Origin of the sequence: Streptomyces sp. NPDC005774 (assembly GCF_042871645.1) — a bacterium.
In the GTDB taxonomy this organism is placed as follows: Bacteria; Actinomycetota; Actinomycetes; order Streptomycetales; family Streptomycetaceae; genus Streptomyces; species Streptomyces pratens.
The window spans coordinates 1-19,367 of record NZ_JBIAIV010000035.1 but is presented as its reverse complement, the minus strand read 5'-3'; the positions used below and the strand labels follow the sequence as shown (position 1 = coordinate 19,367).

The window sequence follows — 19,367 nt, the reverse complement described above, 5'->3', positions numbered from 1 at the left end:
GCGATGGCCTCCCCGCTCGCCCTGCTCGACCGCACCGGCGACCAACTGCTCTTCTACACCCGGGCCCTGGTCTGGATCCCGCGGACCCTGCACCGCTACCTCAGGGAGGTGCAGCGCCTCCTCGCCGAGGTGGCCTTCGGCACCGGGGGCCTCGGCGTCGTCGGCGGCACCATCGGCGTGATGATCGCGATGACGCTCTTCACCGGAACCGTCGTCGGACTCCAGGGCTACGCGGCCCTCGACCAGATCGGCACGGCCGCGTTCACCGGATTCGTCTCCGCCTACTTCAACACCCGCGAGATCGCCCCGCTCGTCGCCGGACTCGCCCTCTCCGCGACCGTCGGCGCCGGCTTCACCGCCCAGCTCGGCGCCATGCGCATCAACGAGGAGGTCGACGCCCTCGAGGGCATGGGCATCCGCTCCATGCCCTACCTGGTCACCACCCGCATCATCGCCGGCGTCGTCGCCATCGTCCCGCTCTACGCGATCGGGCTGCTCTCCTCCTACGTGGCGTCCCGCTACGTGACCGTCCTGTTCAACGGGCAGTCCCGGGGCACCTACGACCACTACTTCAACCTCTTCCTCTCCCCCACGGACGTCCTGCTCTCCGTGCTGAAAGTGCTGATCTTCAGCGTGATGGTGATCCTGGCCCACTGCTACTACGGCTACCGCGCCTCGGGCGGCCCCGCCGGGGTCGGCATCGCGGTCGGCCGGTCCGTGCGCAACGCCATCGTGCTCATCAGCGTCACCGACTTCTTCCTGTCGCTCGCCCTGTGGGGCGCGACCACGACCGTGAAGGTGGCGGGGTGACATGAGCGGACGACGAGGCGCGACACTGGGCCGCCGTTGTGCCGGGGTGGCGTACCTGCTGGTGCCCGCCCTGCTGATCTGGCTGGCCGTCGCCGTCTACGACAAGCGGTTCACCGACTCCGACCCGGTGGTCGTCGAGACCGGCAGCGTCGGCAACGAGATGCACCCGGGCGCCGAGGTCAAACTGCGCGGTGTCGTCGTCGGCGAGGTCCGCTCCATCGACGCCCACGGCGACGGCGCCCGGCTGACCCTCGCCATGAAGCCCGGCACCCTGGAGCGGGTACCGGACGACGTCCGCGCCCAGATGCTGCCGACCACCCTGTTCGGCGAACGGTTCGTGGCCCTCGTACCGTCCGAGAACCCCTCGCCCCGGCCGCTGGCCGCCGGAGCCGTCATCCCCCAGGACCGCTCCGAGAACGCCGTCGAACTCCAGCAGGTCCTCGACAACGTCCTGCCGATGCTCACCGCGGTCCAGCCGCAGAAGCTCTCCGCCACCCTGTCGGCCGTCTCGCAGGCCCTGGAAGGACGCGGCGACCGGCTCGGCGACACGCTCGGCGTGCTCGACGACCACCTGCGGAAGTTCAACCCCCACCTGCCCACCCTCAACCGGGACCTCGAACAGCTCGTGAAGGTCGGCCACGTCTACGCGGACGCCGCACCCGACATCATCACGGCGCTCACCGACTTCACCACCACCAGCGGCACCCTCGCCGCACAGGAGGCCGACCTCGCCGGCACCCTCGGCGCCACCACCCGGACGGCCGAGGACATGACGGCCTTCCTGCGCAAGAACGAGGACACCATCATCCGACTCAGCGCCACCGGCAGACCCACCCTGGAACTGCTCGCCGAGTACGCCCCCTCCTTCCCCTGTACCCTGCGCACCCTCGCCGAGTTCGTGCCCGCCATGGACAAGGCGCTCGGCGAGGGCACCGACCGGCCCGGCATCCACGTCGACGTCACCACCGTCCCCTCGCGCGGCGCCTACGTCCCCGGCCGCGACACCCCGGCGTACGACTCCGGCGGCGGCCCCCGCTGCTACCCGGTGCCCTACCTCGGCGCGTCCGCCGCACCCGCCGCCCGGGCGTCCGCCGGGACGGGCGAGGACCTCGGCCCCGCCAACTCGCCGCAGGAGAACGCCCTCGTCAACGAACTGCTCGCGCCCGCCGCCGGCCAGAGCCCCGCGGACCTGCCCGACTGGAGCAGCCTGCTCGTCGGGCCCGTCTACCGCGGCACGGAGGTGACCCTCGGATGACCACCCCGGACCACGCGCACACGCGGCGCCGCCCGCTGACCGGGACGCTGCTCAAGTCCCTCGTCTTCGTCCTGGTCACCGCCCTCGCCACGACCGTGCTCGGTCTCAGCGTCGCCAACACCGGTGTGGGCTCCGACACCCACAGCTACAAGGCCCTGTTCACCGACGTCACCGGGCTCGTCGACGGCGACAGCGTGCGGATCTCCGGGGTGAAGGTCGGCGAGGTGACCGACGTCCGCGTCGTGCAGCGACGCACCGCGCAGGTCACCTTCACCGTCCGCGACGACCGCCGGCTGCCCCGGTCGGCCACCGCCGCCGTGAAGTACCTCAACATGGTCGGCCAGCGCTACGTCGCCCTCGACCGCGGCAGCGGCGCCCTCACCGGCGCCCTCGACGAGGGCGCCACCATCCCGCTCGACCGCACCGCGCCCGCCCTCGACCTGACCCTCCTCTTCAACGGGTTCAAGCCGCTGTTCGAAGGACTGTCCCCGAAGGACGTCAACGAACTCGCCGGATCGATCGTGCAGGTGCTCCAGGGCGAGGGCGCCACCGTCGACAGCCTGATCCGCCACGTCGGCTCGCTCAGCACCACCGTCGCCGCCAAGGACAAGGTGATCGGCCAGGTCGTCGACAACCTCAGCACCGTCCTGAAGACCCTCAACGACCGCGAGGCCGGCTTCGACGACCTCGTCGACACCCTGCAGGACCTCGTCACCGGCTTCAACGAGGACCGCGAACCCCTCGGCGAAGCGGTCGAGGCCATGGGCGACCTGACCACTGTCACCGCCGACCTCCTCGAGGACGGACGCGAGCCCCTCAAGCAGGACATCCGTGAACTGGGCCGGCTCTCGACGGGCCTGGGCGAACACACCCCGCAGATCGAGGACTTCCTCGACCGGACCCCCGCCAAGATGACCGCCCTGGCCCGCCTGTCCTCCTACGGCTCGTGGCTCAACCTCTACCTCTGCGAGGCCCGTGTGAGCGGAGTGACCACCTCCGACGGCTCCGAGCCGCCGACCGGCATCGCGATCACCGAATCGAGGTGCCAGGGATGAGGCCCTTCATACGACGCGGCGGGAGCGACGAGGCAGGCAAGGCGGAGAGGGCGGAGAGCGCGGAGAGGGCCGAGGAGGCCGAGGAGGCGGAGAAGGCGGAGAAGGCGGAGAACGCCGAGGAAGCGGAGAGCGCGGAGAGGGCCGAGCGGGCGGTGGCCGGTCCCCGGCGCCCGCGCATCAGACCGGTCAAGGAACGCGACCCCGTCGCCGTGGCCGTCGTCGGGCTGCTCGCCCTCGCCCTGCTCGCCGCCCTCGTCTACAACGTGAACCGGCTGCCGCTCGGCGGCGGCACCTCCTACAGTGCCGACTTCTCCGAGGCGGCCGGCCTCGACGAGGGCGACGAGGTGCGCATCGCCGGCGTCAAGGCCGGCCGGGTCACCGGCGTCGGGCTCGACGGCGCCAAGGTGAAGGTCACCTTCGAGGTCGAGGACGCCTGGCTCGGCGACCGGACGACCGCCGCCATCGCCATCAAGACCCTCCTCGGCGACAAGTACCTGGCACTCGACCCGCTCGGCTCCGCCCGGCAGGACCCCGACAGCCGCATCCCGCTGTCCCGCACCACCTCCCCCTACGACGTGACGCAGGCGTTCCAGGATCTCAGTGGCACCGTCGACGCCATCGACACACAAAAACTCGCGGAGAGCTTCGAGACCATCTCCGACACCTTCAAGGACTCCCCGCCCCACGTGAGGAAAGCCGCCGGCGGTCTGTCCGCACTGTCGAGGTCCGTCTCCGAACGGGACACGGAACTCTCCGAACTCCTCAAGGGCAGCGCCACGTTCACCAAAACCCTGCAGAACAAGGAGTCCAGCTTCGAGACCCTGCTGGAGGACGGCGGCTCCCTGCTCGGCGAACTCCAGGACCGCCGCGACGCCATCCGCGCCCTCCTCAAGGGCAGCAGAAAGCTCGGCGCCGAACTCAGCGGCCTCGTCGACGACAACGAGAAGCAGCTCGGCCCCACCCTCAAGGCCCTCGGCCGGGTCACCGGCGTCCTGGAGAAGAACAACGCCCAGCTCGGCAAGACCCTCGCGCTGGCCGGACCGTACTACCGCCTCGTCGGCAACACCCTGGGCAACGGCCGCTGGTTCGACAGCTACCTGTGCGGTGTCGTCCCCCGTGACTACCTGCCCGAGACGTCCTTGCCCGAGACCGGATGCCTGCCGCCGAAACGGACGGCGGCCCAGGGGAACGGTGAACGATGAGCAGACGCAGAAAAGTCCTGACCGGCGTGCTCGCCCTCGCGGTGCTCGCCGCCGGCGGGCTGACCGCCGTGAAGGTCCTCGACCCCGAAGGCACCCGCGTCACCGCCTACTTCGACCGCGCCGTCGGCATCTACGCCGGGTCCGACCTGCGCATCCTCGGCGTGCGGGCCGGCGAGGTGGAGTCGGTGCGGCCGCAGGGCACCACGGTGCGGGTCGGCCTCCTCCTGGACGAGGGCGTGAAGGTTCCCGAGGGGGCGAGGGCCGTCGTCGTCGCACCGAGCGTCGTCGCCGACCGCTACGTGCAGCTGACCCCCGCCCACAGCTCGGGGCCCGCCCTCGCCGAAGGCGCCGTACTGCCCGCCTCCCGCAACCGCACTCCCGTCGAGATCGACCAGCTCTACGACTCGGTCACCGAACTCTCCGAGGCCCTCGGACCGGACGGCGCCAACTCCGCCGGCGCGCTGTCCGACCTGCTGACGACCGGCGCCGCCAACCTCGACGGCAACGGCGAGACCATCGGCACGAGCATCGAGGAGTTCGGCAAGGCGGCCAAGACCCTCGACGGCAGCAGCGGCGACCTGTTCAGCACGCTCAGCCGGCTCCAGGCCTTCACCACCATGCTGAAGGACAAGGACACCGACGTACGCACCGCGCAGGAACGCCTGGACGAGGTCGTCACCTTCTTCGCCGACAACAAGGACGACCTCACCGGCGCGCTCGAGGAGCTCGGCACCGCCCTCGGCCGGGTCAAGACCTTCATCGAGGACAACCGGGGCGAGCTGAAGAAGAACGTCGACCGGCTCGTCCCCCTCACCCGAACCCTCGTCGAGCAACGGGCCTCCCTCGCCGAGGCGCTGGACGTGGCACCGCTGGCCGCGGGCAACCTCGTCCGCGCCTACAACCCCGACACCCGCACCCTCGACGGCCGCGCCAACCTCAATGAGATCAGCATGGGCGGACCACTGCTGCCCCTGCCCGCGGCGGGCGGCTCGGCCACGAGCGGCAGCGGGGCGACGGGCGGCAGTGGGGCCACGGGCGGCAGCGGGGCCACAGGTGGCGGCGGGGCCGGGAGCGACGGCGGGGCCGCGGTCTCGGGGAAGGGGGAGTGATGAGGGGAGCGAGCAAGCGCGGCGCACGGCGCGCCGGCCCGGCAGCCGACGGGATCAAGCGCGGCGTGCTCACCACGGGCGGCGCGGCCGGTCTCACCCTGGGCGGGTTGATCGCCCTCGGTCTCGGCTTCGCCCTGGCCCTCGGCGCGGCCACCACCGGCCTTCCGAGCTTCGACGGCATCGAGGACCTGCCGCTGCCCGGCGGCGCCGACCTCGGGGACCACCCCTACACCGTCACCGCGGAACTCCACGACGTACTCAGTCTGGTCCCGCAGTCCGCGGTGAAGGTCAACGACGTCGCCGTCGGCCGGGTCACCGCCATCGAACTCGGCCACGACGACTGGTCGGCCCGCGTCACCATGAGGATCAACGGCGAGGTACGGCTGCCCGCCGACGCCACCGCCCGGCTCGAACAGTCCAGCCTGCTGGGCGAGAAGTACGTCCAACTCGTCGCGCCCGCCAAGGAGTCCGGCAGCACGGCCGGAACAGGGGCCGGAACCGGAAGGCTGGAGGACGGAGGGGTCATCCCGGTCTCCCGGACCAGCCGCGACACCGAGGTCGAGGAGGTGTTCGGCGCGCTGTCCCTGCTCCTCAACGGCGGTGGCGTCAACCAGCTCAAGACCATCACCCAGGAGCTCAACGCGGCGCTCGGCGGCCGCGAACCCGAGGTCCGCTCCGTACTGAAACGGGTCAACACCCTGGTGACCGACCTCGACGACAACCGGGGCGACATCACCGACGCCCTCGACGCCGCCAACCGGCTCTCCGCGACCCTCGCCACCCGCAAGGACGACGTCGGCACCGTCCTCACCGACCTCTCGCCCGGACTGAAGACGCTCGAGAAGCAACGTGGCTCCCTGCTGACCATGCTGCGTTCCCTCGACACCCTCTCCGGCGTCGCCGTCTCCACCATCGACGCGAGCAAGGACGACATGATCGCCGACCTCAAGGCCATCGCGCCGACCCTGAAGGCGCTCGCGGACGCGGGCACGGACCTGCCCGACTCGCTTCAGGTACTGCTGACGTACCCGTTCACCGACGAGGTGCTGCGGGGGGTGAAGGGCGACTACCTCAACGTGTACCTGAACATGACCGCCGCCCCCGGCACCCAGGTGATCCCGCCCCTGGTGCCCCGGGCCACGGCCTCCCCCTCCGCCCCGGCGGACGGCGGACCGGCGGCCGGGGAGGGACCGTCCTCCGTGAAGGCCGGTGAGGAAGAGGAGTCCGGCCGGGGACAGGAGCCGTTCCCGGCGCCGGGAACGCCGTCGTCGGGACAGCCCGCACCGGAGCACTCGCCCCCGCTGCCCCTGCCCTCCGTCCCCGCCACGGCTTCCGCCTCCGCCTCCGCTTTCGGCACCGCCTCCGGGACGCCGGCGGACCCGGCGGCCACCCGGGGAGGTGAACCCGGTTGATCACCCTCGCCGTACGGCTGAAGAACCTCGCCTTCCTCCTCGTCGCCGTCCTCGCCCTCTCGTTCCTCGGCATCCGCTACGCCGACCTCGGCCGGTACCTCGGCGTCGCCGACCACTACACCGTCGACGTGCTGCTCCCGCGCACCGGCGGCCTGTTCACCCACTCCGACGTCACCTACCGGGGCGTCTCCGTGGGACGGGTCGGCCCGATCGGTCTCACCGCCGACGGCGTCGTCGCCGAACTCCGCATCAAGAAGTCCGCCCCGCGCATCCCCGCCGACACCCGCGCGGTGGTCGCCGGGCTCTCCGCCGTGGGCGAGCAGTACATCGACCTGCGGCCCGAGAGCGACGGCGGCCCCTACCTCACCGAGGGCACCCGCATCGAAGAGACCGACACCCAGGTCCCCGCCCCCGTCACCGACGTCCTCACCGGCGTGAACGCCCTTGCCGGTTCCGTACCGCTCGAAGACCTGCGCACGGTCGTGGACGAGTTCGGCAAGGCCTTCGAAGGCCACGGCGACGACCTCGAGGTCCTGCTCGAGAGCGGCAGCGGCTTCGTGGAGGCCGCCGACCGCAACCTGCCGTCCACCACCCGGCTCATCACCGACGGTGAGACCGTCCTGCGCACCCAGGCCGAAGAGGCACAGGCCATCCGCGACTTCGCCACCGGAGCGGAGGAACTGGCCCGCGCCCTCAAGGGATCCGACGCCGACCTGCGCCGCCTGCTGACCGTCACCCCTGACGCCGCCACCCAGGTCAGCGGCGTCCTGCGGGACCTCGACCCGAGCCTCGGCGTCGTCCTCGCCAACCTGCTCACCACCTCCGAGATCGCCGTCACCCGGCAGCGCGGCACGGAGGAGTTCCTGGTGAAGTTCCCGGCGGCCGTCGCCGCCGGGGCCACCGCCGTCGACGGAGGAAAGCTGAACTTCGGCATGGCCGTCACCTTCTTCAACCCCCTGCCCTGCACCGCCGGATACGACGCCACCCGCTACCGCAACGGGCTCGACCTCGGCACCACGCCCGCCCTCAACACCGGCGCGGCCTGCACCGCCTCCGCCGCGGACGGAATCAACGTGCGCGGCTCGGCGAACGCCCCGAAGGGCGGCCCGGTACCCGAACCGGCCAAGCCCGGCACCCTGCCCTCCGGCAGCGGCGCCGGCGCCAACGGGAGCGGCAGTGGCGGCAGTGGCAGCGGCGGGGCGAGGGCGGCCGGTACGGCCACGCTCCCCGGCGCCCTCGCCCTGCCCGGCCAGGACGGCGAGGCACCCGAGGGCATGACGGGCCTGCTCACCCCGGCCACCGGGAGCACCCGATGAAGCGGACCCGCTTCCTCACCGGCGTCGGGCTCGCACTGGCGCTCGGCTTCTGCGGCACCGGCGCGTGGACCTACGCCCAGGCACGCACCGACGACGCGCTCGCCCATGGCCGGGAGCGCGACCGGGCGCTCGCCGACGGACGGAAGAGCGTCGCCGTACTCACCACACTCGACGCCTCCACCCGGCAGCGGGCCGAGAAGGGCATCGCATCCTGGCGCGCCGCCTCCACCGGTCCCCTGCGCGAGGAACTGGGCGGCACCGAGGCCAAGACGGGTGCCTCGGCGCACGGCACGGTCACCGAGGCCGCCATCACCGCCCTCGACACCCGCACCGGCACGGCCAAGCTCATCACCACCGTCCGGGTCGAGGTCACGCCCGCCGGGACGAAGCAGCCGACCACCGACCGCAAACGGCTGGAGGCGGTTCTGGCCCGCACGGACGAGGGGGAGTGGAAGGTGAGGGCCCTGAGCGCGGTGCCGGTCACGGGGGAGAGGACGGCACGGGATGCGGGAGAGACCTCCGAGAAGAAGGAGAACAGCGGCCGATGACGCAGACCCCGATGCTGACCCGGCTGCTGCGCAGGGGCAGACGGGCCGAGTCCGACGGAACCCCCGCGCCGGAGGTACCGGGCACGCCGGATGTACCGGGCACGCTGGGCACGCTGGGCACGCCGGACGTGACAGACGTACAACCCGCTGCGGAAGCCGGGGAGTCGGAAGTCGCCCTGGACCCGGAAGCCGCCCCGGCCACGGAAGAAGCGACACAGGACGCCCGTCCCGGCCACCTCCCCGCCGGACGCCTTCGACGGGCCGCCCTCGCCGGAGCCGCCGCCCTGCTCCTCGTCGCCGGCTGCGGCTTCTTCTACGGTGCCCACCAGCTGCGATCGGCACCGCCCGTCCGCAACCAGGCGCTCACCGACACCGAGGCCACCACCCATGTCGCCGGTGAGGTCGGCCATGCCCTCGCGCGGGCCTTCTCCTATACACCGGACGGCACCGCGGCCGCCGAACGCTCCGCGCGCACCGCCCTCAGCGGCCGCGCCGCCCGCCAGTACCAGGCCCTCTTCGACCAGGTCCGCGAGGACCTCACCGCACAGCGCGTCACCCTGAGCACCCGGGTCGCCCGCACCGGAGTGATCGAACTCGACGGCGGGAAAGCACGTCTGCTGGTCTTCCTCGACCAGACCTCCCACCGCGGCAAGGACACGGCTACCACCGCGGCGGCCCAACTCACCGTCACGGCGCAGCTTGTGGACGACCAGTGGCGGATCACCGACATCAAGGCCCGCTGACCATGCGCGGGAGAGCGGAGCACCCCATGAAACGCGCGGTCCGCGCCCTCGCCGGAACCCGTGCCCGGCCGCTGCCGGCCGTGCTGCTCGCCCTCACCCTCACCGCGGGCGGCTTCGCGGCGTGGGCGGGACAGGACTGGTACCGCGCGGCCCACGACGACCGGGCCGCGTACGCCGGGCAACGGGACGAGGCGCTCGCCGCCGGGGAGCAGGCCGTACAGAACCTCAACACGCTCGACCACCAGAACCTGGACCGGGGCCTCGACCTGTGGGAATCCTCGACGACCGGGGAGCTGCACGACCAACTGGCATCGGGTCGCACGGAGTTCGCCGAACAGGTGAAAGCGGCGGAGACGGTCACCACGGCCCGGGTGCTGTCAGCCGCCGTCACCGAGATCGACGACCGCGCCGGACGCGCCCGGGTGCTGATCGCCCTGCGCGTCACCGTCGAGGCGGCCGACGGCGCGAAGACCGACAAGGACAGTCGCATGCTCGGCGAACTCACCCGGACCGAGGGCCGCTGGAAGCTGAGCGCCCTGGGCCAGGCACCCGTGGGCGGCACACCGGCCGGCTGACCCGGCCCCGTACAGAGCCAGCCGCCGCACCGAGGAGGACACCGCACGATGTCGACGACCCGCCACCACATCAACCGCCAGCGCCGCCGGCAGGCCCGTGAGGCCCGACCCACCCCCTCCGCCGGGACCAGGCCGGGCACCGAGAGCCGGTCCGGCACGGCCGTTCTCCCCTCTCCGGCCGAGCCGGCCACGGACGGGAAGACGGCCCGGAAAGCACCCGGGACGGCCGGGAAGGCGCCCGGGGGCGCGGCCGGCGGGAAGACCCCCCGGATCCGCCGCGGCCCGCGCCGCCCGACCACGACCCTCGCGGTCCTCTGCGCCCTGACCCTGTTCCTCGGCGGCTTCGCGGGCTGGGCCCACGCGCGGGCCCAGGCGCTCCGGGACGACCCCGCGCGGAGCAACACCGCCCTGACCGACCTCGCCCGCACCAGCGAGATCAAGGGGCAGACGTCCAAGGCCGTCGAGGCGCTCTTCTCGTACGACCACACCGACCCCGGCGCCCTGGAGAAAGCCGCGAAGGACCTCCTCACGGAGAAGGCGGTCGGCCGGCACGACACCCTGCTCGCCGACGTCCGCAAGCGGGCCGACGCGCAGAAGGCGCTGATCACCACGACGGTCACCGAGAGCGCCGTCGAACGCATCGACGGCGACCGGGCCCGGGTCCTCGTCTACGCCGACCAGAGCAGTGTCGGCACCGCCGGAACCAAGCCCACCGCGAGCAAGGCCGGGAAGGGCGAGCAGGGCGACCAGGAGCAGCGGCAGAACGAGGGCGTGTACGCCGGGGCCCTGCTCGCCGTGGACGTCGTCCACCGTGACGGACGCTGGCTCGTCTCCGGCATCGACACCTTCGGCCGCTGAGAGCCGGCCGCTGAGAGCCGGCCGCGCGACCGACCCCGTACGCACGGCCCCGTACGTACGCCCCGCACGTACGCCCCGTATCCGACAGGAGTGATCGCCATGTCCGTACACCGCGCACGCGCACGACGCCGGCGTCCCGGCCGGGCCCGCAGGAGACTGCGGACGACCGCCCTCGCGGTGACGGCCGTGGCTGCCCTCACCGCCTCCCAGGCGCCCGGTCTCACCCGGGACGCGAAGGACGCCCACGCCGCCCCCTCGACCGGCGACGACGGCAGGCCGACGGCGGCGGGCATCCCGTACGCCGAGCTCGCGCCGCCGGGCGACGGTTCCTACCACACCGACATCCCGCTCCTGAAGGTGCCGGACGTCGCGTCGGCGGCCCCGGCGCTCTTCCGCGACCTCCGTTCCCAGTCCGGCATCCCGGCCACCGTGCTGCGCGCCTACCGGGTCGCCGAGACCTCCGTCGGCAGGACGGACCCCGGCTGCCGGCTGCCCTGGGAACTGCTCGCGGCGATCGGCAAGGTCGAGTCCGGCCATGCGCGCGGCGGAGCGGTCGACAAGAACGGCACCACACTGGGCCGCATCACCGGCCCGCCGCTCAACGGCCGGGGTTTCGCCCTGATCCGGGACACGGACGGGGGTGCCCACGACGATGACACGGTCTACGACCGCGCGGTGGGACCGATGCAGTTCCTGCCGTCCACCTGGGCCCGCTGGGGTGCGGACGGCAACGACGACGGCCGCGCCGACCCGAACAACATCTTCGACGCGGCCCTGGCCGCCGGACACTACCTGTGCGCGGGCGACCGGAACCTGGGCCGGGCCGCGGACCTGGACCGCGCGATCCTCAGCTACAACCACTCGCGCGCCTACGCGAACCTGGTCAGGCACTGGCTGGACTTCTACAGCAGGGGAGTCCACACCGTCCCCGACGGCAAGGGCGTCATCCCCAGGAGCCCCGGCGCGGGCGGCGACACCCCGGCCACCGAGCCCGCCGACACCGAGAACGAGAACGGCGACGGCATCATCATCGGCCCGGACCCGGCCACCCCCACACGGCCCCCGGCCTCGCCCCCGTCACCCACCACCTCCCCCTCTCCCTCTCCCTCCCCGTCACCGGGCCCCTCCGCGCCGACGGAACCCCCGACGAGCGAGAACCCCTCCACACCGCCCGAGGAGTCCCCCACCGAGGACCCGTCGCCCTCCCCGGACCCCACGGACCCGGGCCCTTCACCCACCGAACCGGACGACTGCTCCCCGGAGTCCGCGTCTCCGTCCCCCGATTCCACGCCTTCCCCGACCACTTCCCCGTGCCCCACCGCCCCGGCCACACCCTCCGCCGACTGAGCCGTTCCGGAAACGTCCCGGAGGCGTCGGTCGAGTCCGTCAGCGGTTTCCCGCAGGAGGGGGTGCGACACGGGTCAGGAGACCCGCGTCATTGGACGCGGGAACCCGAGGAAGCGCGCCCGGTGTCCTCGTCGCCCTCATCCGCTCCCGGCACATGGACGTCGAGCACCTTGATGTTGATCTCGACGACCTCCAGTCCGGTCATCGTCTCGACCGCGTCCGTGACCCGGGAGCGGACCTCCCGCGCGGCCTCCAGGATCTCGATGCCGTACTCCACCACGACATCGACGTCGATGGCGGTCTGCTTCTCGCCCACCTCCACCTTCACACCACGACTGGGGTCGGTGGAGCGGGACACCCTGTCCTTGACCGCTCCCAGAGCTCGCGAGGCGCCCCCGCCGAGGGAGTAGATTCCCTCGGTCTCGCGCACGGCTATGCCCGCGATCGTGGAGACCACGGTGTTCGCGATGACGGTCGTCCCAGGGGTTTCACCCGTGGTGCCGCCCGTGCCCAGGGCAGTGCCGCTCAGACTGTCGTTCGTCGTCATGAGTTCCTCGCACAGAGCTGTCGGGGAGGGGGCGGGCCGGATCCGGCGGATGCCATCCACGGGCATCCACTGCCTCGCGCCCTCACTCCACTGTGCTCCGGAAACCGGCCCTCCGCCATTCGAGTGAGTGGCCGGCGGAGGCACCGGGGTCCCCACCTCGTTGCCCCCTTCAGGTCCGGTCAGGTCCGGGGCAGCAGGGTGCCGAGCGGCCCCAGATCGAGGTTGAGATCCTCCGGGCGTACGCCGTGCTGCTCGCAGAGTTCCGTCATGCGCTGGTCGAGCAGCATGAGGGTGGTACCGATCTCATCGGTCTGGTCGTCGGTGAGGTCGCCCTGGTCGATGCGCCGCAGGGCCTGCCGCTCCATCAACTGGCGCAGGAGCTCCACCACGGTGAGGACCAGGGCGACGAGATCGCGCCCCATCTGCTCGGAGTCCAGGTCGACCCGCGAGGCCGTCACAGTGGCCCACTGTCGGCCCAGGGCGCGGGGACGCGTTCACTGACCGACGACAGCAGGGCGTGCAACGACACCCGTACGAGCGGGACATCGGCGATCGCGATGACCAGGTCCCCACTGACGACGACCCCGGTCGCCAGGACCCGGTCCAGAAGATCGACCAACGGCACCCCGATGGGGCCGCTCAAGGGGCCCGGGGTGTCCCACGGAACCACGTCGTGCGTCACCCCTCACACCTCGCCCACGAAGGAGTAGGGCACCCACGGGCCCGAGAGTTCGATGCCGGCGCCGGTACTTTCCCTCAAGTCCTGTGCCAACAAATCCAGTTCGGCCGACCGGTGCTCGGCGACCAGGTAGGTGGCGTTCAGGACCTGGACGCGGTGGCCGCCGGCCGCTCCCGGGCCGTGCGGCCGGAGCCGGCGGGACGCCTTGGCGATGCGGCACACCCGCGTGTCCACGGTCTCGGCGACGCGCAGGGACTCCTCCCGCTGCCGCTCGCGCCGCGCCTGCAGGTTCCGTTTGCGTTCCAGATAAGCCCGCCCCGCCCCTGGAGCCGGACGGCCCCGGGCGTCCGGCGGGCTCGGCGTGCCCGGCCGCTGCGCCGCCGCCCCGCCGCCGTCCTCGTCCGGGGAGCCGGCCGCGTAGACCTTCACGCCCCATTCGGCATGGTGCGCGATGCGTTCCAGGGCGGTGTGGAAGCGCGCCGACTCGTTGCCCAGCACGCGCTCGGCCCTGTCCTCCGCGGTGTACAGCGTCGCCAGGGGCAAGGGCACCGTGGGTGCCTGGGCGGCGACCGCCGACACGACCTCGTGGTGGGCCCGCGCGTACCGTTCGAGTTCGGGCTCGTCCGTCAGACGCTCCTGCCAGGCCTCGTCCGTGAACTCGGCCGCCCGCACGGTCTGCACGATCGCGGTGAGCGAACCGAGGGAAAGCGTCCGCAGGGGTTCGTCCCGGGTGACTCCGGCCACCCCGTCGAGAGCCGGACTTCCGTCGGCGCGGCAGACCGCGTACACGTAGAGGGCGGTCGTCCCCGGGGCTTCGGGGCTGTGCTCCGTCATGCCTCTGGCCCTCCCCGGCTCATGCATCGGACGACGCCATGTCCCGGGGCCCGGATTCGAGTGCCTCCAGGCGGGTGCGCAGTTCGCGGTTCTCCTCCTGCAGAGCGCTTCGTGCCGCGCGGGAGCTGAGCGCCGGGTCGGTCTCCCACCAGTCGATGCCGGCCTTCTTCGCGGTGTCCACAGAGGCCACGAAGAGACGCAGCCGGATGGTCAGCAACTCGATGTCGAGAAGGTCGATCTTGATGTCGCCGGCGATCACGATGCCCTTGTCGAGGACGCGCTCGAGGATGTCGGCGAGGTTGGTGTTCGGGGGCCCGGGGACGAGGGGGTTCACGTCGTGCCGGAAGTCGAGGTCAGTCACGACGAGCCCTCCGGGAGCGCCGCTTGGCGGGCTTCTCCTCTTCTTCCTCGGCCTCCTCTTCCTCTTCCTCCTCGTCTTCTTCGTCCTCGTCCTCCGGGCCGGGCTCCTCGTCGTCCTCGTACTCCTCGTCCTCGTCTTCTTCCTCGTCCTCGCCCGTCAGTTGATCGTCCGCGGCCTCGTCGTTCTCCTCCTCCTCGTCCTCGGCTTCCCGGCCGTCCTGCTCCTCTTCTCTTTCCTCTTCCTCCTCCATGGCCTCTTCGTGGGACTTGACGACTTCTCCGTCGCGGATTTCGCCACGCCAGGCTTCGGGCTCCTCGTTGGTGAGCGTGACGTACCGCTGGAAGTGCTTGAAGTCCAGGCGCACGCGGCGCCCTTGGGCACGCCAGAGGTTGCCCGTCTTCTCGAAGAACCCGGACGGGTAGTACTCGAGGACCAGGACGATGCGGGTGAGGGACGGAGCCAGTTCGTGGAAGCTCACGGCACCACGCGTGGTGCCCTTGGCGCCCTCGGACGTCCACACGATGCGCTCGTCGGGCACCTGCTCCTGGACCGTCGCCTTGAAGCTGCGCGAGGACGGTCCGATCTTGACCTTCCAGTTGCTGTCCGTCTCGCCCTCCATCGAGACGTCCTGAACTCCCTTGGTGAAACCGCTGAACCGGTCGTACTGGGTCCAGTGGTCGTAAGCGGTACGCAGAGGCACTCCCACATCGAGCACCTCGATGATGTTCATGAGCTTGCCGCCGCCCGACTTGCGCTTGCGTTTCCCACCGCCGAAGGTCTCTTTGGCCTTGTCCACGACGCTGTCCTTGACGCCCTTGGCCTTCTCCGAGACGAATGCCTTGACCGGTGAATCACCCTGAAGGACGCGTGAGCCGATCGCGGGCAGGGACCCGCCGTTCTCCGCGACGTCGGTCAGCCGGTTCGTGACGCCGGTCAGCTTGCCTCCCGCCTTCTCGGCGAGTTTCCCCGTCTGTGCGCCGAGGAAGCCGGACAGCTCCCCCCGGAGCCTGCTCAATCCGGACTCTTCCGCCTCGGGCTCTGTGTTCTTCGACTTGGCCATGATCGGCTACCTCCGACGCTTCGTGCGCTGGGATTCGGTCTCCTTCGCCGGAGATTTCTTCTTGGCCGCCGTCTTTTTGGACGGAGTGGACTTCTTGGTGGCCGTCTTCTTTGCCGGAGTCGTCTTCTTGGCCGCTGTTTTTTTCTCCGCTGTCTTCTTGGCCGGGGCGGACTTCTTCGCTGGAGTCCTCCTTCCCGACGGCCGCTTCTCCGGCTTCCGTTCGGGGCGCTCCTCGGCCTCCTCTTCCTCCTCTTCCTCCTCGTCTTCTTCGTCCTCCGGGCCGGGCTCCTCGTCTTCTTCGTACTCGTCCTCGTACTCCGCGCCTTCGTCGTCCGGCGCCTCTTCGTCCTCGTACTCGTCTTCGACGTCTTCGTCCTCGTCCCGCGGAGGTTGGATGAGACGGGCCGTGCGGTCGCTGAGCGAGTCGGCCAGCGAACCCATACTGCGGTTGACGGTGGCGGTCATGGCCTTGCGGCCCGCGTCGAGGACCTCGCCCCGGATCTGGTCCTGGAGCTGGGCGAACTGGGGAACCTCCCCGAGCCGGCGCATCCCCTCCGCGGCGAGCTGGCGGGGCTCCAGACCGAACCGCCTGCCGGCCAGATACGTCGCGACGGTGAGGGCCAACCGCCCTTTCCCGGTCCGGCCCAGTAGATAGCCGCCGATCACCGCGGCCCCGAGGGCAGCCTTGGACTGGTCTTCCATCAGCACATCACCTTCGCTCGCGATCGTTGTGTGCCGGACCGACCCGCACGGCGTGCAGTCGGTCGAGCAGCCGTTCTTCTTCTCGTTCGAACTCGTCCAAAGTGATGTCGCCCGCCTCGAGCTCCTGGTTGAGCACCGCGAGCTGCGCACGCAGCACGGCGGGGTCGTGCAGTTCGCGCTCGGCGGCGTCGTGGAGTTTCTCGGCCACCCAGACCACGCCCCGGACCGGCGCGATGGGCAGCGTGAGCAGGCCGGTGATCAGTCCCATGTCACGCCCCGCCCACGGGTAGGGGGCGGGCCCCGGACGAGACGAAGCTGTAGCAGGGGAGCGGGCCGGCGAGCCGGAGCTCCACATGCTCCCGATGGGCGTCCGCGAAGGTCCGGGCCCGGGCGAGGAAGGTGTCGGTGTCGTCGCGGTCGACGAGGAAGGACATGTTGAGCGCACAACCCGAGACGGGGGGGCCCGCCGCCACGGCGCGGGCCGCGGGCATGAGTTCACGCACGATGCGTTGTCCTGCCGCCGCCGCCCTGCGGGTGAGCGCGGTGGTGACGGCTTCGCCCAGTCGGATACTGGCCTCGTAGCCGGGACGTCGGCGTGCGGCATCGCGAAGCCGCCGTACGTCCTTCTCCTCGGCGACGAGGGCCGCCAGCGCGTTCTGCGCCGGAAGCGCCTTGACGTTGATCTCGAAGCGGCCGTCCAGCTCTTCCAGAGTGGCGGCATGGCGGTACTCGGCGGCGGCCAACTGCTCGAGGACCGTCTCCTCGTCCGGCGCGACCATGCCGAACCGCATGGGCAGCACCGGTCCCTCGTCCGCCAGGCGCATCAGGAGTTCCTGGTGCGCCAGCAGGTCACGGCGTCGCGCGCGCAGTTCGGGCGGCGCGTCGCTGACGACCGCGTCGAGCGGGCCCTGCCCGATCGTCCGCACCGGTGCGGGAGGGGACCCCACACCGCCGAGCCCTTTCGGGAACACCGTTCCCGCCCGCAGGATCGCGTAGACGTACACCCCGGAGGTCGCCACGGTCATGCCTCCTCGCGGCGTCGGCTGCTCTTGCGCGCGGGAGCGCGCCGCTTCCTCGGACGCTCCTGCTGCTCGTCCTCGCCCTCGTCGTCGTACTCGTCTTCGTCGGAGGTGTCGTCGCCGCCGCCCACCGCTTTGCGCACGGTCTCGCCCACGGTTTCGGCGGCCTTGCGCACCTTGCGCTTGCCGACGGCCTTGGCCGCTCCGCCGCCGAACAGTTCGGGAACCGTGGTGCTGCGGGAATCGCGCTCGAGGTCCAGCCGGTTGCACGCCTCCGCGAACCGCAGGTAGGTGTCCACACTCGCGACGACGATGCGCGCGTCGATCTTGAGGATCTCGATCCCGACCAGCGAGACCCGTATGAACACGTCGATGACCATGCCCCGGTCGAGAATCAGTTCCAGTACGTCGTACAACGTTCCGGCGCGAGGCGGGCAGGCCACTACTTCGTCGGAGTAGGTGGTCACGGTCATGGAAGGTCCTTCCAGCGGAGGGAGCGGACACGGATCACTCGTCGGCCGCCCCTCGCCGGTAGCGGCGGACCCTGCGGTACTCCAGGAGGTCGCCGGACCGGTCGAGTTGCACCTCGTACGAGGCCAGGAGACTCGTGGTGTCGGGGATCCGCGGAACCTCCAGAACGTCCACCACCACGCACCAGCCGTCGTCGGACCGCCGGACGGCGGAGACGCCCTCCGCCGGGTGGTCGATCAGCTCCGCCAGGCTCTGGAGGGCAGTACGGGCCGCGTGCTCGGGCCCCCGCGCGGCTCCCGTGCGGCGGGCAGGGGTCGTCCTGGAGCTCCCGGCATCGGAGCGACGTGGTTCTGCCATACGGTCAGTTTTGGCACTCCTGGCCGCTGCGCATCCCGAGCGAGGCCATCCGGGCGAGGCACGGGACGCGAGGTGCGTGTGCCGCGGTGGCGGGGGCGCGCGTTTTCCCGCTACGACGTAAAAGAAACATCAAGACAGCACGCGTGCTACGAAGACTCCGGGGCATCTGCTCTCTCGGAGGTTGATAACTATGGTTCCCCTGCTTCTTGTACTCCTGCTGGCCCTCGTCCTTTTCGGTGCCGGATTCGCCTTGAAGGCACTGTGGATCGTGGCGGTGATCGTGCTGGCCGTGTGGCTGCTCGGTTTCGTCATGCGCTCCACCAATACGGGTGGAAGCCGAGGCCGGTGGTATCGCTGGTAGAGCAAGGAATGCGCCTTACCTGAATGCAGGGTGGCACCGGATCAATTTCCGGTGCCACCCTGCATTCATTCCTGGACGGGGCCGTCGAGCCCGGCGTGTGTCCCCTCTCCCCCTCCGTCGGCATGACATGGATCTTGCGGCGGGAGAGACGCCTTTCCAGGGTGGAGCCGGATGCCGTGTTCGGCCGCCGCTCCTTGCGTAACCTTGGCCGCTCGGTTCGCGCGCCCCGGGCACCGGTCCCTGTGGTAGCCCAGGCACTCGGCTACCACGACAGGAGCACCATCCGAATCGCCACCGTGACAGGCGTTCCTGGAAGAGCTACGCTCCGGGCGCTTGCATCAGCCGACAGGCACTGTGGCAAGGGCTGAGCGGATCCGGCCACAGCCACAGCCACCGTCACCGGGCGGATCAGCCGCCGGCCAGGGCCTTAGGAACGGTGTCTCCGCATCGTCCAGCCCTGCGCACATTCCGGGGACCGCATTGAGGGCGGCCAGGGCCCGGCACCAATCCAGCACACGGTGAGGGGACAGGCCAGGAACCAGTGCCGCCAGCTCCTCGACCTTTGCTGCGGCCCGCGGCCCGCCGTGGACACCGGGGAGGTCACCCCGGACGAGCCGTCCGTCTGTCATGACCGCGGGAAGGGCCCTGAGCGATCGCCGGCTCGGAGTGGTGCGTGTCACGCACTCCCCCTTCCTCCGGTCGGGCGACCGCCCGCCGTCGCACCCGGGAGCGGTATCAGGACTCCG

24 protein-coding genes are annotated in these 19,367 nt (G+C 71.1%); 13 read left to right on the top strand and 11 right to left on the bottom strand.

All coding sequences use genetic code 11. From position 1 onward, the window contains the following. The first annotated feature begins 3 nt into the window (after window positions 1-3). The 12 genes from ACFYQA_RS26795 to ACFYQA_RS26740 all read left to right on the top strand — a co-directional run bounded on the left by ACFYQA_RS26795 (window position 4) and on the right by ACFYQA_RS26740 (window position 12,230). Window positions 4-810 (top strand): MlaE family ABC transporter permease, encoded by an 807-nt coding sequence (locus tag ACFYQA_RS26795; RefSeq protein WP_388922790.1) that lies wholly within the window; start codon window positions 4-6, stop codon window positions 808-810. Window position 811: 1 nt separating this feature from the next. Beyond that, window positions 812-2,065: an MCE family protein gene (locus ACFYQA_RS26790; protein WP_388922787.1), complete on the top strand. Its 1,254-nt coding sequence runs from the start codon at window positions 812-814 to the stop codon at window positions 2,063-2,065. Further along, window positions 2,062-3,120, top strand: coding sequence for an MCE family protein (locus ACFYQA_RS26785; RefSeq protein ID WP_388922784.1), 1,059 nt, complete (start codon window positions 2,062-2,064; stop codon window positions 3,118-3,120). The genes ACFYQA_RS26790 and ACFYQA_RS26785 overlap by 4 nt, the downstream gene beginning before the upstream one ends. Next, window positions 3,117-4,322: an MCE family protein gene (locus tag ACFYQA_RS26780; protein ID WP_388922781.1), complete on the top strand. Its 1,206-nt coding sequence runs from the start codon at window positions 3,117-3,119 to the stop codon at window positions 4,320-4,322. The genes ACFYQA_RS26785 and ACFYQA_RS26780 overlap by 4 nt, the downstream gene beginning before the upstream one ends. Continuing rightward, complete coding sequence (locus ACFYQA_RS26775; protein ID WP_388922779.1) at window positions 4,319-5,431, top strand: MCE family protein; 1,113 nt, start codon at window positions 4,319-4,321, stop codon at window positions 5,429-5,431. The genes ACFYQA_RS26780 and ACFYQA_RS26775 overlap by 4 nt, the downstream gene beginning before the upstream one ends. Beyond that, complete coding sequence (locus tag ACFYQA_RS26770; RefSeq protein ID WP_388922776.1) at window positions 5,431-6,843, top strand: MCE family protein; 1,413 nt, start codon at window positions 5,431-5,433, stop codon at window positions 6,841-6,843. Before ACFYQA_RS26775 ends, ACFYQA_RS26770 begins: the two co-directional genes overlap by 1 nt. Then, window positions 6,840-8,159 carry an MCE family protein gene (locus ACFYQA_RS26765; RefSeq protein ID WP_388922774.1) on the top strand — a complete coding sequence of 440 codons (1,320 nt, stop codon included), beginning with the start codon at window positions 6,840-6,842 and terminating at the stop codon, window positions 8,157-8,159. Before ACFYQA_RS26770 ends, ACFYQA_RS26765 begins: the two co-directional genes overlap by 4 nt. Continuing rightward, window positions 8,156-8,707: a hypothetical protein gene (locus tag ACFYQA_RS26760; RefSeq protein ID WP_388922771.1), complete on the top strand. Its 552-nt coding sequence runs from the start codon at window positions 8,156-8,158 to the stop codon at window positions 8,705-8,707. The genes ACFYQA_RS26765 and ACFYQA_RS26760 overlap by 4 nt, the downstream gene beginning before the upstream one ends. After that, window positions 8,704-9,450: a hypothetical protein gene (locus tag ACFYQA_RS26755; protein ID WP_388922768.1), complete on the top strand. Its 747-nt coding sequence runs from the start codon at window positions 8,704-8,706 to the stop codon at window positions 9,448-9,450. Before ACFYQA_RS26760 ends, ACFYQA_RS26755 begins: the two co-directional genes overlap by 4 nt. 26 nt (window positions 9,451-9,476) lie before the next feature. Then, window positions 9,477-10,025, top strand: coding sequence for a hypothetical protein (locus ACFYQA_RS26750; protein ID WP_388922765.1), 549 nt, complete (start codon window positions 9,477-9,479; stop codon window positions 10,023-10,025). 48 nt (window positions 10,026-10,073) lie between these two features. Continuing rightward, entirely contained in the window at window positions 10,074-10,883 is an 810-nt protein-coding gene (locus ACFYQA_RS26745) for a hypothetical protein (RefSeq protein ID WP_388922761.1), read from the top strand. 99 nt (window positions 10,884-10,982) lie between these two features. Beyond that, window positions 10,983-12,230, top strand: coding sequence for a lytic transglycosylase domain-containing protein (locus ACFYQA_RS26740; protein ID WP_388922754.1), 1,248 nt, complete (start codon window positions 10,983-10,985; stop codon window positions 12,228-12,230). 88 nt (window positions 12,231-12,318) lie between these two features. On the opposite strand, the gene ACFYQA_RS26735 is transcribed toward ACFYQA_RS26740, so the two are convergent. The 11 genes from ACFYQA_RS26735 to ACFYQA_RS26685 all read right to left on the bottom strand — a co-directional run bounded on the left by ACFYQA_RS26735 (window position 12,319) and on the right by ACFYQA_RS26685 (window position 18,260). Continuing rightward, entirely contained in the window at window positions 12,319-12,777 is a 459-nt protein-coding gene (locus ACFYQA_RS26735) for an Asp23/Gls24 family envelope stress response protein (RefSeq protein ID WP_388922751.1), read from the bottom strand. Window positions 12,778-12,956: 179 nt separating this feature from the next. Further along, window positions 12,957-13,235, bottom strand: coding sequence for a gas vesicle protein K (locus ACFYQA_RS26730; protein WP_381212682.1), 279 nt, complete (start codon window positions 13,233-13,235; stop codon window positions 12,957-12,959). Beyond that, window positions 13,232-13,459, bottom strand: coding sequence for a gas vesicle protein (locus tag ACFYQA_RS26725; protein ID WP_386406257.1), 228 nt, complete (start codon window positions 13,457-13,459; stop codon window positions 13,232-13,234). The genes ACFYQA_RS26730 and ACFYQA_RS26725 overlap by 4 nt, the downstream gene beginning before the upstream one ends. Window positions 13,460-13,462: 3 nt before the next feature. Further along, entirely contained in the window at window positions 13,463-14,290 is an 828-nt protein-coding gene (locus tag ACFYQA_RS26720; protein ID WP_388922747.1) for a GvpL/GvpF family gas vesicle protein, read from the bottom strand. A gap of 19 nt (window positions 14,291-14,309) precedes the next feature. Next, on the bottom strand, window positions 14,310-14,651 hold the full coding sequence (locus ACFYQA_RS26715; RefSeq protein WP_388922744.1) for a gas vesicle protein: 342 nt from the start codon (window positions 14,649-14,651) through the stop codon (window positions 14,310-14,312). Next, complete coding sequence (locus ACFYQA_RS26710; RefSeq protein ID WP_388922741.1) at window positions 14,644-15,711, bottom strand: SRPBCC family protein; 1,068 nt, start codon at window positions 15,709-15,711, stop codon at window positions 14,644-14,646. The genes ACFYQA_RS26715 and ACFYQA_RS26710 overlap by 8 nt, the downstream gene beginning before the upstream one ends. Before the next feature lie 6 nt (window positions 15,712-15,717). Then, window positions 15,718-16,413 carry a histone protein gene (locus ACFYQA_RS26705; RefSeq protein ID WP_388922738.1) on the bottom strand — a complete coding sequence of 232 codons (696 nt, stop codon included), beginning with the start codon at window positions 16,411-16,413 and terminating at the stop codon, window positions 15,718-15,720. 7 nt (window positions 16,414-16,420) lie between these two features. After that, window positions 16,421-16,681: a gas vesicle protein GvpG gene (locus ACFYQA_RS26700; protein ID WP_388922735.1), complete on the bottom strand. Its 261-nt coding sequence runs from the start codon at window positions 16,679-16,681 to the stop codon at window positions 16,421-16,423. A 1-nt stretch (window position 16,682) separates the two neighbouring features. Then, window positions 16,683-17,432, bottom strand: coding sequence for a GvpL/GvpF family gas vesicle protein (locus tag ACFYQA_RS26695; RefSeq protein WP_388922914.1), 750 nt, complete (start codon window positions 17,430-17,432; stop codon window positions 16,683-16,685). A gap of 2 nt (window positions 17,433-17,434) precedes the next feature. Further along, window positions 17,435-17,905 (bottom strand): gas vesicle protein GvpJ, encoded by a 471-nt coding sequence (gene gvpJ, locus ACFYQA_RS26690; RefSeq protein WP_388922732.1) that lies wholly within the window; start codon window positions 17,903-17,905, stop codon window positions 17,435-17,437. A 34-nt stretch (window positions 17,906-17,939) separates the two neighbouring features. Then, entirely contained in the window at window positions 17,940-18,260 is a 321-nt protein-coding gene (locus ACFYQA_RS26685; RefSeq protein ID WP_388922729.1) for a gas vesicle protein, read from the bottom strand. A 190-nt stretch (window positions 18,261-18,450) separates the two neighbouring features. On the opposite strand from ACFYQA_RS26685, the gene ACFYQA_RS26680 reads away from it, so the two are divergent. Further along, a complete protein-coding gene (locus ACFYQA_RS26680) occupies window positions 18,451-18,621 on the top strand; it encodes a hydrophobic protein (RefSeq protein WP_332427262.1) in 171 nt (56 codons plus the stop codon). The last annotated feature ends 746 nt before the right edge of the window (window positions 18,622-19,367 follow it).

Coding starts and splice junctions, on each gene's coding strand:
- ACFYQA_RS26795 (WP_388922790.1), top strand. CDS start 4: ATGGCCTCCCCGCTCGCCCTGCTCGACCGCACCGGCGACCAACTGCTC.
- ACFYQA_RS26790 (WP_388922787.1), top strand. CDS start 812: ATGAGCGGACGACGAGGCGCGACACTGGGCCGCCGTTGTGCCGGGGTG.
- ACFYQA_RS26785 (WP_388922784.1), top strand. CDS start 2,062: ATGACCACCCCGGACCACGCGCACACGCGGCGCCGCCCGCTGACCGGG.
- ACFYQA_RS26780 (WP_388922781.1), top strand. CDS start 3,117: ATGAGGCCCTTCATACGACGCGGCGGGAGCGACGAGGCAGGCAAGGCG.
- ACFYQA_RS26775 (WP_388922779.1), top strand. CDS start 4,319: ATGAGCAGACGCAGAAAAGTCCTGACCGGCGTGCTCGCCCTCGCGGTG.
- ACFYQA_RS26770 (WP_388922776.1), top strand. CDS start 5,431: ATGAGGGGAGCGAGCAAGCGCGGCGCACGGCGCGCCGGCCCGGCAGCC.
- ACFYQA_RS26760 (WP_388922771.1), top strand. CDS start 8,156: ATGAAGCGGACCCGCTTCCTCACCGGCGTCGGGCTCGCACTGGCGCTC.
- ACFYQA_RS26755 (WP_388922768.1), top strand. CDS start 8,704: ATGACGCAGACCCCGATGCTGACCCGGCTGCTGCGCAGGGGCAGACGG.
- ACFYQA_RS26750 (WP_388922765.1), top strand. CDS start 9,477: ATGAAACGCGCGGTCCGCGCCCTCGCCGGAACCCGTGCCCGGCCGCTG.
- ACFYQA_RS26745 (WP_388922761.1), top strand. CDS start 10,074: ATGTCGACGACCCGCCACCACATCAACCGCCAGCGCCGCCGGCAGGCC.
- ACFYQA_RS26740 (WP_388922754.1), top strand. CDS start 10,983: ATGTCCGTACACCGCGCACGCGCACGACGCCGGCGTCCCGGCCGGGCC.
- ACFYQA_RS26735 (WP_388922751.1), bottom strand. CDS start 12,777: ATGACGACGAACGACAGTCTGAGCGGCACTGCCCTGGGCACGGGCGGC.
- ACFYQA_RS26720 (WP_388922747.1), bottom strand. CDS start 14,290: ATGACGGAGCACAGCCCCGAAGCCCCGGGGACGACCGCCCTCTACGTG.
- ACFYQA_RS26710 (WP_388922741.1), bottom strand. CDS start 15,711: ATGGCCAAGTCGAAGAACACAGAGCCCGAGGCGGAAGAGTCCGGATTG.
- ACFYQA_RS26705 (WP_388922738.1), bottom strand. CDS start 16,413: ATGGAAGACCAGTCCAAGGCTGCCCTCGGGGCCGCGGTGATCGGCGGC.
- ACFYQA_RS26700 (WP_388922735.1), bottom strand. CDS start 16,681: ATGGGACTGATCACCGGCCTGCTCACGCTGCCCATCGCGCCGGTCCGG.
- gvpJ (WP_388922732.1), bottom strand. CDS start 17,905: ATGACCGTGACCACCTACTCCGACGAAGTAGTGGCCTGCCCGCCTCGC.
- ACFYQA_RS26685 (WP_388922729.1), bottom strand. CDS start 18,260: ATGGCAGAACCACGTCGCTCCGATGCCGGGAGCTCCAGGACGACCCCT.
- ACFYQA_RS26680 (WP_332427262.1), top strand. CDS start 18,451: ATGGTTCCCCTGCTTCTTGTACTCCTGCTGGCCCTCGTCCTTTTCGGT.